This window comes from Azovibrio restrictus DSM 23866, from assembly GCF_000429665.1.
Classification (GTDB): Bacteria; Pseudomonadota; Gammaproteobacteria; order Burkholderiales; family Rhodocyclaceae; genus Azovibrio; species Azovibrio restrictus.
On the sequence record NZ_AUCH01000020.1, the window covers coordinates 66,414 to 76,666 of the forward strand.

General features: G+C 63.8%; 10 protein-coding genes and 1 pseudogene. All 11 read right to left on the reverse strand.

All coding sequences use genetic code 11. The annotated features are described in order from the left end of the window. Positions 1-11 precede the first annotated feature (11 nt). Positions 12-1,883 carry a chemotaxis protein CheA gene (locus tag G474_RS0116050; protein ID WP_026687855.1) on the reverse strand — a complete coding sequence of 624 codons (1,872 nt, stop codon included), beginning with the start codon at positions 1,881-1,883 and terminating at the stop codon, positions 12-14. 12 nt (positions 1,884-1,895) lie between these two features. Continuing rightward, positions 1,896-2,747 carry a protein phosphatase CheZ gene (gene cheZ, locus G474_RS0116055; RefSeq protein ID WP_043464858.1) on the reverse strand — a complete coding sequence of 284 codons (852 nt, stop codon included), beginning with the start codon at positions 2,745-2,747 and terminating at the stop codon, positions 1,896-1,898. Positions 2,748-2,757: 10 nt separating this feature from the next. Beyond that, entirely contained in the window at positions 2,758-3,153 is a 396-nt protein-coding gene (gene cheY, locus G474_RS0116060; RefSeq protein WP_026687857.1) for a chemotaxis response regulator CheY, read from the reverse strand. A gap of 18 nt (positions 3,154-3,171) precedes the next feature. Next, positions 3,172-4,110: a chemotaxis protein gene (locus G474_RS0116065; RefSeq protein ID WP_026687858.1), complete on the reverse strand. Its 939-nt coding sequence runs from the start codon at positions 4,108-4,110 to the stop codon at positions 3,172-3,174. Between the two features lie 13 nt (positions 4,111-4,123). Continuing rightward, on the reverse strand, positions 4,124-5,092 hold the full coding sequence (locus tag G474_RS0116070; RefSeq protein ID WP_026687859.1) for a chemotaxis protein: 969 nt from the start codon (positions 5,090-5,092) through the stop codon (positions 4,124-4,126). 101 nt (positions 5,093-5,193) lie between these two features. Further along, positions 5,194-6,891 carry a methyl-accepting chemotaxis protein gene (locus G474_RS0116075; RefSeq protein WP_026687860.1) on the reverse strand — a complete coding sequence of 566 codons (1,698 nt, stop codon included), beginning with the start codon at positions 6,889-6,891 and terminating at the stop codon, positions 5,194-5,196. 46 nt (positions 6,892-6,937) lie between these two features. Next, complete coding sequence (locus tag G474_RS0116080; RefSeq protein ID WP_245589384.1) at positions 6,938-7,270, reverse strand: STAS domain-containing protein; 333 nt, start codon at positions 7,268-7,270, stop codon at positions 6,938-6,940. A gap of 34 nt (positions 7,271-7,304) precedes the next feature. Continuing rightward, positions 7,305-8,393, reverse strand: a complete 1,089-nt coding sequence (locus tag G474_RS0116085; protein WP_026687862.1) for a protein-glutamate methylesterase/protein-glutamine glutaminase — start codon at positions 8,391-8,393, stop codon at positions 7,305-7,307. A 27-nt stretch (positions 8,394-8,420) separates the two neighbouring features. Further along, complete coding sequence (cheD, locus tag G474_RS0116090; protein WP_026687863.1) at positions 8,421-9,026, reverse strand: chemoreceptor glutamine deamidase CheD; 606 nt, start codon at positions 9,024-9,026, stop codon at positions 8,421-8,423. 13 nt (positions 9,027-9,039) lie between these two features. After that, entirely contained in the window at positions 9,040-9,966 is a 927-nt protein-coding gene (locus G474_RS21250) for a CheR family methyltransferase (RefSeq protein ID WP_084513811.1), read from the reverse strand. A gap of 2 nt (positions 9,967-9,968) precedes the next feature. Continuing rightward, positions 9,969-10,253 (reverse strand): annotated as a pseudogene (locus G474_RS23960) (methyl-accepting chemotaxis protein); the annotation flags it as partial.

Consider the following 10,253-nt stretch of genomic DNA (forward strand, 5'->3'; position numbering starts at 1 on the left):
GAATTTATTGACTATACGAAATCCAGCGCCGGTATGCGCCCCGCTCCTTCCATGTGCTGCCCCCCATCGGCCAGCAACTCCTTCATGTCCAGGATCAGCACGATCTGGCCATTGGAAAGGGTGGTGACCCCTGCCACACCCCGCGGACGGAAGTCTTCCAGGGACTTGATCACCGCGTCGTCGCGGCCGGCGAAGCTGTCCACCCCGAGGATGAAGCTGCGCTCTGCCGTCTGCATCAGCACCCCATACTCGGGATAACGCTCCTGGGGCCAGCCCAGCAAGCGGGCCAGGGAGACCACGGGCAGGATCTCGCCGCGTACCACCAGGGTGGACTTGCCTCCCACCTCCTGGACCTTGTCCCGCTCGATTGGCAGGATTTCCCGCACCAGAGACAGGGGCAGGGCGAAGGGCTGGTCGCCCAGGAGCACCAGCAACACCGGCAGGATCGCCAGGGTCAGGGGCAGGGAGATCAGGAACACGGAGCCCTTGCCCGGCTCGGAACGGATTTCGATGGAGCCGTTGAGCTTCTGGATGTTGGTTTTCACCACGTCCATGCCCACACCACGACCGGAGACATCGGAAATTTCGGTCTTGGTGGAGAAGCCCGGCAGCAGGATCAGGTTGAAACTCTGACGATCGTCGAGAGTATTGGCCTCCTCCTCGGTGATCAGCCCCTTTTCCACGGCCTTGGCCCGGATGCGTTCGGCACTCATGCCACGCCCGTCATCGGCCACGATCAGGACGATGTGATCGCCTTCCTGACGGGCTTCCAGGCGCACCAGACTCTTGGCGGACTTGCCGGATGCGGCCCGCTCGGCAGGACCTTCCACCCCGTGGTCCACGGCGTTGCGGATCAGGTGGATCAGGGGATCGGCCAGATCCTCGATCATGGTCTTGTCCACCTCGGTCTCTTCACCGGCAAGCACCAGCTCCACATCCTTACCCAGCTGCCGGGCCAGGTCCCGGGCAATGCGCGGGTATTTCTGGAACAGCCGGCCGATGGGCTGCATGCGGGTCTTCATGACCGAGTTCTGCAGGTCCGAGACCAGCAGGTCCAGCTGGCTTACGGCCTGGTCCAGGGCATGCAGGGTTTCCGAATCATTCTTGCCGGCCAGGATATCGGCGCGCAGGCTGGTGAGCCGGTTCTTGGTCAGGCCGATTTCACCGGACAGGTTCAGCACCTGGTCAAGACGGGAGGTATCGACCCGGATGGTGTTTTCCCGGGCCCGTTCCTCGACCCGGCGGCCGCCGCCATTGCTGGCGGTGGGACGGTCGGCGCTGCGCCGGCCATAGGAGGCCCCGGCAGGCTTTTCCGCCACGGCAGTGCTGGCTGCCGCCGCCACCTCGGCCCGGGTGATGACCTCCCCGGTTGCCACCGGCGGCTGGCCGGAAACGCTGGCATGCAGGGCATCCCAATCCGGCTCCCCATCACCCGCCGGAACCTGCGCCGCCGCCTCGACCGCAACCGCCGGCGCCGCAGCAGCAACGGCCTCGCCCTTGAGGATGGCTTCCAGGGCCTGCAGCAGGTCGGCAGGAGCCGGCAGGGGTTGCACCCCCGAGGAAAGCTCGCCGAACATGTCGCGCACGCTCTTGGTGGCGGCCATGATCAGGTCCATCAGTTCGGGGCTCAGGTGCAGTTCCCCGTTGCGCAACTTGTCGAACAGGTTTTCCGTCAGGTGGCACAGGGTCACGAGTTCGGTGGCGTTCAGGAACCCCGCCCCCCCCTTGACCGTGTGGAAGCCGCGGAAGATGTCATTCAGCAGCCCCCGGTCATCGGGCATTTTTTCCAGATCCACAAGCTTGTTGTCCACGTCGGACAACAGATCGTGGGCTTCCTGCAGGAAATCCTGCAGCAGATCTTCCATGCCGGCAAAGTCGCTCATACCCGATCCTCCTCAGAAACCCAGACTGTCGAGCAGGTCATCCACCTGCTGCTGATTCACCACCACATCGGAACGGCCATCGGCACTGATGACCGGTCCGTTCATGAGGTTATCCACCTCCTGGGAGCGTTTCTTCTGGGGTACCACTTCGATTAGCACCGTCATCAGTCCGTTTTCCAGATCCTGGGCCAGGCTGACGATCTTCTTGATGACCTGACCGGTCAGGTCCTGGAAATCCTGGGCCATCATGATTTCCATCAACTGGGCATTGACCTGGTCCGTGGCGCCGGACACGCCGACATTCAGGTAGCTCCGGGTTTCCTCGGCCAGTTTCTTGAACTCCGCCGTACTCATCTGATTGGCGAACACCCGGTCCCAGCGCCCGCCCAATTCCTTGGCCCGGTTTTCCAGATCGTCCACCACCGGCTTGGCGATGTCCGTGGCGTTGAGCACCCGGCAGGCGGCCTGTTCGGTCAGGTTGGCCACGTAGGCCAGCCGGTCCTTGGCATCCGGCAGGGCACTGACGGTGTTCTCCAGCAGCTTGTCGTAACCCAGCTCATGCAGGGTGTCGTGCAGTTGGCGCGCCATCTGCCCGATACGGTTGAAGACGCTTTCCTGGGCCGGCCATTCCCCCCCGGCAGGAGCAGCCGCTGCGGGCTCCGCTGCCGGTTCGGCACTCCTGCATTCGGCTGCGACGCTGTCGAACAGGGCCTGCAGATCGTCGCTGTCCCCCAGGTTGGTGACACCGGAGGGGGCCGCCGGTTTCGGTGCAGGCGGGGGCGGAGGCGCGACCGGGGACTGGACGGAGGCCGCCACGCTGTCGAACAGGGCTTCCAGGTCGGGGGAGTCGTTGTCGGGTGTCATGTTCAGCTCCTCAGGCCTGACCCATTTTTTCGAAAATCTTGTTCAGCTTTTCCGACAGGGTCGCCGAGGTGAAAGGCTTGACGATGTAGCCGCTGGCACCGGCCTGGGCTGCGGCAATGATGTTTTCCTTCTTGGCTTCCGCCGTGATCATCAGGACCGGCAGATGCTTCAGGGTGGGGGTGGAACGGATGGTCTGCAGCAGGGTCAGGCCATCCATGTTGGGCATGTTCCAGTCGGTGACCACGAACTCGAAGCCCCCGGCATTGAGTTTCTGCAGGGCAATGGCCCCGTCCTCGGCTTCGTCCACGTTGGTAAAACCGAGCTCCTTCAAAAGATTGCGCACGATGCGGCGCATGGTGGAAAAGTCGTCCACCACCAGGATTCGCATTTTGGGATCAACAGGCATGCTGCACTCCAGAGTTTTTTATCGTTCTACCAAGGGCCGTAGCGTGTCGGCCAGCACTTCCGCATCGAACTTGGCCACATAGGCATCCACCCCCACCGACTTGCCCATGGCCCGGTTGGCCTCGGAAGACAGGGAGGAATGCATGACCACCGGCACGCCTTCAAAGCGGGCATCGGACTTGATGTTCTTGGTCAGCACGTAGCCGTCCATTTCCGGCATTTCCGCATCCACGAGGATCAGGTTGATCTCGTCCCGCAGGGGAGTCCCCATCTGCTGGGCATGGGCGGCGATGGCCTGCAGCCGGGTCCAGGCCTCGGCACCGTTGGTGGCGTGCTTGTGCTTGACGCCCAGCTTGTCCAGCACCTCGGTGATCTTCTTGCGGGCTACGATGGAGTCATCCACGAAGAAGACGCTGGTCTCCTCCTCGACCCGGGCCGGGGGAATGTCCACGATCACGGCTTCACCGAAGGCATTGGCCAGGATCTGCTCCACGTCCAGGATGGATACCAGGTGCCCGCCATTGAGCTCGATCACTGCGGTGATCAGCCCCTGGTTGGCGGCCAGGACGCTTTCCGGCGCCTTCACCTTCTCCCAGTCCACACGGATGATGCGATCCACCTCGTGCACCAGGAAACCCAGGGTGCGCTTGGAATACTCGGCCACCATCATGGTCTTGCCCAGGCCGGCCGGAGGATCTTCCAGATCCAGATAGGAAGCCAGGGACAGCACGGGAATCACGTTGCCGCGCAGGGAGATCAGGCCTTCCACCCCCCGGGGCATGTTGGGGGTCTTGGTGATGTGAGGGGTACGCCCCACTTCCCGCACCTTGAACACGTTGATCCCGAAGGTTTCCCGGGTACCCAGGGAGAACAGCAGGATTTCCATCTGGTTGGAACCTGCCAGACGGGTCCGGGCATCCACACCATCGAGCAGGTTCTTGTTTTCCATCATGTTCATGAGCATCTCCCTCTCAGTTCGTGGTGGCAGGCAGCCGCTCGGTGAGACGACGGGTCAGGGTCTCGGAAAGCCGCTGAGGCTCGAACTTGGGTACATATTCATCCACCCCCACGGACAGGCCCAGCTTCTGGTTGGACATGCCGGACAGGGAGGAATGCATGATCACGGGCACGGAAGCAAAGCGTGCGTCGTTCTTGAGTTTCTTGGTGAGGATGTAGCCATCCATCTCGGGCATTTCGATGTCGGTGAGCACCAGGCTGACCAGATCGGCAGGACTCTTGCCCATGGCCTTGGCGTAACCGGCCATCTTCTCCAGCTCTTCCCACATCTGCCGGCCGTTGTTGGCGGCCACGTACTTGACGCCCATGGCCTCCAGGGTGCGCTCGATCTGCTTGCGGGCGACGATGGAGTCGTCGCAGAAGAACACCGTCACCTCGGGATTATCCAGGGGCACGATGCTCTTGAAGCGGATGTCGTCCTCGTCGGTATTGGCCGTGTCGGCCAGCACCTTTTCCACATCCATCATCATGATCAGGCGCCCGTCCTCCAGCTCCGTCACCGCCGTCACCAGCCCGCCCATCTGGGCCATGAGCATGTCGGGGGGCACCCGCATCATGCTCCAGTCCAGGCGCAGGATGGTATCCACCGCCTCCACCAGGAAGCCCTGGGTATGGCCGTTGTATTCGGTGACGATCATGATTTCCCGGGGCACGTCGGAATCCACCCCGGCATACCGGGCCAGATCCACCACCGGGACCAGCATGCCCCGCAGGCTCACCATGCCCTCCACTGCCGGCGGCATGTCGGGGGCTGCCGTGATCGGAGGGGTGCGCATCACTTCACGGACCTTGAACACATTGATGCCGTAGGTTTCGCGGCGCCCGGTACGGCGGTCCTCCCCCAGGGAAAACAGCAGAATTTCGAGCTTGTTCGTACCCGCGAGCTTGGTTCTCGCATCGATACTCTTGAGTAGCTCAGACATCGTTAATCCCCCAATGACTTTCCAGGTTGCAGGTACAACCCACTATTACTTATGGAACGTAGGATACACAGAATTTCCATGCGCTGAAACCACGCCAGCCGTCACATCTCGGTCTTGTAGCCAATGCGGACGCCGCCCCAGTGGCGGCCGTTCACATAAACCGGGGCGGAGATGTCATGCATGATCTCCCCCGTGTCACGCCGGTAGGTCTGGAGCAGGAAGGCCTTTTCATGATCGCCGCAGCGGCGCCCGACGGGATCGTCGAAAATCCGCTTGGTCCGGTTGTTGACGAAGTCCACCTGCTCGTTGCCGGTCAGGGGCTGGGAAAAGCGCTTGTTGTGGGTCGGCACATAGCCGCGCCGGTCACAGGCGATGGCGTAGACCATTTCCGGATTCTGGCTCACCAGGGCTTCCTGCAGCATCGGCAGCAGCTGGTCGCACAGGGCATCGAAACGGGTATTGAACTTCTGCGGCTTGGTCCCGGCGATGGGCTGGTACTTGCTGTCGAATAGGTCTTCCAGGCTGATCCGGCGCTGGGCCACGGCCCCCTCGAACAGCCCCCCCACCTGGGAAGCCAGCTGCTGCACCAGGCCTGGCATCTTCGAATGCAGGTTGAGGGCCGCCTCCCCCGCATTGCCGAGCTTGAAGACGTTGCCGATTTCCTTCAGGTTGATGGCCAGATAGTCGAGCTGCTCGGCCTCCCGCAGGGTCTGTTCCGCCGCGCCGGAGTTGTCCTGAGCCTGCTCCATGATGGAGCGCACATGCCCGGCAATGTCGGCGCCGGTGCTGCTTTGCTCCTCGATGGCCCCGGCAATGGCATCCACCTTCTCCATGGTGCCCCGGGCCCCCCGGTTGATGGACTCCAGGGATTCGGAGGCCTGGCGGGCCAGCAGGGCGCCGTTATGGGCCTGGTCCGTGCCGGCCTGGATGGAGGAGATGGCCGAGGCGGTCTCGGACTGGATGGCCCCGATCATCTGGCTGATCTCGCCGGTGGCGGAAGAGGTCCGCTCGGCCAGCTTCCTCACCTCGTCGGCCACCACGGCAAAGCCGCGCCCCTGTTCCCCGGCCCGGGCCGCCTCGATGGCGGCATTCAGGGCCAGCAGATTGGTCTGGTCGGCGATTTCCCGGATGGTCTGGACTATGCCGGAGATGGCCCGGGAGCGCTCCCCCAGGGCCTGGATCACCTCGGCCGAGTCAGTGACGGAATTGGCGATGCGCTCCATCTCCTGGGAAGCCTGGGTGGCGATACGCACCCCGTCCATGGAGAGTTCGCTGGCTTCCTGGGAGATATGGGCGGTCTCATGGGCTCGCTGGCTCACCTCATGCATGTTGCCGGTCAGCTGCTCCATGGCATCGGCAGTGGCCTGGGCCGAAGCCAGCTGCTGGGAGGACCCCTGGGCCACCCGGTGGGATTCGGCAATCAGCTGCCGCGCCGCCTTCTCGATTTCGACGGAATTGAAGAACACCTTGCCGATGATGGTCTGGAAACTGGCGATCAGCTTGTTGAAGGAGTCCGCCGTGGCGCCCACTTCATCCTTGCCATGCACCACCACCCGCCGGGTCAGGTCCCCGTCCATGTACATCTGCTCGATGGCCCGGCGCAAATCGACCAGGGGCCGCACCACCGCCGCTTCCAGCACCAGCCCCAGCAGGAAGGCGAACACCAGCCCCGCCCCCACCGCCGCGCCCAGAGCCGCCAGGCCGCTCAGTCCTGCCGCGCTGCAGCCCCAGAACACCAGGCCCACCGCCAGGACAAGGACGGCCAGAACCAGCCTGATCTTGCCAGCTACATTACCCATGTCTCTCTCCTGAGCTCCTCTGTCGGGAGCTGTCTGTTGGTTCTACTTAAAGGATGGGGAACAGCTTGCCGAAATTGGCGATTTCCAGGACCTGCCTGACGGCTCCCCGAACATTGATCAATTCCACGGTTTTCCTGGCGGCCAGGGCCTTGTCCCGCAACATCAACAGCATACCCAGGGCGGAGCTGTCCATATAGTCCACCTGCCCCAGATCCACCTGCAGCACGTCTACATCCTTGTTTTCCAACAAGGGGTCACAGGCCCCCCGGAATTCCCGGTGACGGTTGAAATCAAAGCGCCCGCTCAGGCTGATGATTCCCTTGTCCCCCTCAACTTTGCCATGCACCAGCATCAGCGCCCCTCCATCAAGTATTTTCAACACACTTCCTAGTACTTTAGTAGGAATTCGCGCTTTAGGCCACGGTTTTCCCGAACAGGGCCAGCACCCGGCCCGCCATCTGTTCCAGGCTCACCACCTCATCGACAGCGCCGATCAGGAAGGCTTCCCGGGGCATGCCATACACCACGCAGCTGGCCTCATCCTGGGCGAAGGTCCGGGCTCCAGCCTGGCGCATGCGCAACAAACCCTGGGCACCGTCCTTGCCCATGCCGGTGAGCAGCACCCCCACCGCCTGCCCGCCCATCTGGGCCGCCGCTGCGTCGAACAGCACATCCACCGAAGGCCGATGCCGATTGACCGGCGCTGCCGGGGAGAGTTCCGTCACCAGGCCGGCGGGTCCCTTCCTGACCAGCATGTGGGAGTGTCCGGGGGCGATGTACACCGTTCCCGGGGCCACCTTCTCCCCGCCCTTGGCCTCCAGCACCGTGGGGCGGCACAGGCTGTTGAGGCGGGCCGCGAAGGAGGCGGTGAAGTTTTCCGGCATGTGCTGCACGATCAGGATGGGCGGACAGTCGGCCGGCATCCCCATGAGGAATTCCTTGATGGCCTCGGTTCCTCCGGTGGACGCCCCCAGGAAGATCACCCGCCCGGCCGCTCCCGGCAGGGCCCGGGGCAGCGCCGCCGCCCCATCCGGGAGCGAGGGCCGGGCCGGAGCCGCAGTGGTGAGCGGGGCACTCCCGGCGCTGGCGCGGCGGAAGCGGAGCCGGGCGGCCCGGGCGGCGCGGATCTTGTCGGCCAGCTCCTGGCCGTACTCTTCCAGGCGCTGGACCGACTCGGCCCGGGGCTTGGCGATGAAATCCACGGCCCCCAGCTCCAGGGCCTTCAGGGTGGTTTCGGAACCGGCCTGGGTAAAGGCGGACACCATCACCACCGGCATGGGGCGTAAACGCATGAGTTTTTCCAGAAATTCCAGCCCATCCATGCCGGGCATCTGCACATCCAGGGTGAGCACGTCGGGATTGAGGGCCTTGATCATTTCCCGGGCCGAGGCCGCATCCGGGGCAGCCCCCACCACTTCCAGGTCGGCGGCCCCGTTGATGACTTCGCTCAGAAGCTTGCGCATCAGCGCCGAATCATCAATCACCAGTACGCGGGTCTTCATGGAAACTCCTTGGGCTCATGGGACGGGCTAGATGAACAGCTCCACATCCCCTTCCACCTTGGCGCTGGCCAGGCGTTTCTTGTACTCCTGCTCGCGGCTGAAGAGGGTGTCGTTGTGGACCCGGTGCAGTTTCTTGACCAGCACCCGGCCGCTCTGGGGAAAGTAATACACCTTGCGGGGATAGGAATCGAGCAGGTCCTTGGCCACCACAGGAATTTTCTCGATCTTGAGGAAGTTGAGCACGAACTCCGCGTTGCGGGCCCCCACGTTGCTGCTGGAGAGGCTTTCCAGCACCGCGCCGCCGCCGAACACCTTGGCCTCCAGGCGGTTGCGCCGGGCCCCCAGCTTGAGCAGGTGGTTGATCAGCACTTCCATGGCGTAGGCGCCATAGCGGGCGGAAGTGGCCACCACCTCCCGGTTGCTCCCCTCGGGCAGCATGAAGTGGTTCATCCCCCCCACGCCGCTGACCGTGTCGCGGATGCAGGCCGCCACACAGGAGCCCAGCACGGTGACCAGCACCATGTCCCTGGGCGTGACGAAATACTCCCCGGGCAGGATCTTCGCCGCATCGCAGCGGAAGCTGCGATCCTGGTAGAAGTTGCTGGCCAGATGTTCCTCGTAGGAGTGTTCCACGCCCGGGCCTTTCTCAACGGGCCTTGCGGGTCAGTTCGTACACGGTCTTGCCCAGGGAGCGGAACAGGTCCGCCGCATGCAGGAAGCTTTCCGAATGGCCGGCGAACATCAGGCCGTCGTCCTGCATCAGGGGGGCAAAGCGGGACAGGATCTTGTACTGGGTGGGCTTGTCGAAATAGATCATCACGTTGCGGCAGAAGATCACGTCCAGAGGCCCCTTCACCGGCCAGCCCGGCTCCAGCAGGTTGATCTGCCGGAAGGTGAGCATGCGCCGCAGCTCGGGGCGGACGCAGGCCATGCCTTCCTGGGGCCCGGTGCCCTTGAGGAAGTAACGCTTCAACTGCTCCGGCGGAATCTTGTCGGTCCGGTCCCGGGGATAGACCCCCTTCTCCGCCGTGGCCAGCACATTGGTGTCCAGGTCGGAGCAGAGGATGCTCACCTGGGGGCCGCCGTTGGGAAAGGTGTCGGCCACGGTCATGGCGATGGAGTAGGGTTCCTCCCCCGTGGAGGCGGCGCAGCACCAGATGTTGATCTGCCGGCGCAGGGCCGCCACCTTGCGCAGGTGCTCGGCCAGCAGGGGGAAATGGTGGGGCTCCCGGAAGAAGGAGGTCAGGTTGGTGGTGAGGGAATTGACGAAACGCTCCCACTCGCCGGCATCACGGCTGTGCTCCAGGTGATCCAGGTACTGGCCGAAGGACTTCATGCCCGTGGCGCGCAAGCGCCGGGCCAGGCGGGAATAGACCATGTCCTGCTTGGCCGGGGAGAGGGAGATGCCGGCGTGGGCATAGATCAGCTTCCTGACCCGTTCGAAATCGGCGGCCTTGAATTCGAATTCCCGCTGGGACGGGTCTCCCGCCGCATGGGTGACCGCACTGCCGGTCTGGCGGATGACCGCCAGACGGTCCGCCAGGGTCAGGGGTTTCTTGGGGTCCAGGCTCATGGCTAAAACTCCTCCCATTCGTCATCGAGGCTGGCGGGCAGGGCCGCCGGCTTGCGTCCGCCCAGGCGGGGCGCCTCGCCCCCCACGGCCTCGGGAGTATGCCCCTCTTCGGCCACCACCGGAGGCGCCAGGAAAGCACGGCCTTCGCTCAGGCGGAACACGGAGACGGCCTGGGCCAGGCTGCGGGCCTGTTCCTCCAGGCTTTCCGCCGCCGCCGCCGCCTCTTCCACCAGCGCCGCGTTCTGCTGCGTCATCTCGTCCATCTGGCTCACCGCCAGACCCACCTG

What these genes read in the sequence shown, in the direction of transcription:
- G474_RS0116050 (WP_026687855.1), bottom strand. Translation starts at nt 1,883, where the DNA reads ATGAGCGACTTTGCCGGCATGGAAGATCTGCTGCAGGATTTCCTGCAG.
- cheZ (WP_043464858.1), bottom strand. Translation starts at nt 2,747, where the DNA reads ATGACACCCGACAACGACTCCCCCGACCTGGAAGCCCTGTTCGACAGC.
- cheY (WP_026687857.1), bottom strand. Translation starts at nt 3,153, where the DNA reads ATGCCTGTTGATCCCAAAATGCGAATCCTGGTGGTGGACGACTTTTCC.
- G474_RS0116065 (WP_026687858.1), bottom strand. Translation starts at nt 4,110, where the DNA reads ATGAACATGATGGAAAACAAGAACCTGCTCGATGGTGTGGATGCCCGG.
- G474_RS0116070 (WP_026687859.1), bottom strand. Translation starts at nt 5,092, where the DNA reads ATGTCTGAGCTACTCAAGAGTATCGATGCGAGAACCAAGCTCGCGGGT.
- G474_RS0116075 (WP_026687860.1), bottom strand. Translation starts at nt 6,891, where the DNA reads ATGGGTAATGTAGCTGGCAAGATCAGGCTGGTTCTGGCCGTCCTTGTC.
- G474_RS0116085 (WP_026687862.1), bottom strand. Translation starts at nt 8,393, where the DNA reads ATGAAGACCCGCGTACTGGTGATTGATGATTCGGCGCTGATGCGCAAG.
- G474_RS21250 (WP_084513811.1), bottom strand. Translation starts at nt 9,966, where the DNA reads ATGAGCCTGGACCCCAAGAAACCCCTGACCCTGGCGGACCGTCTGGCG.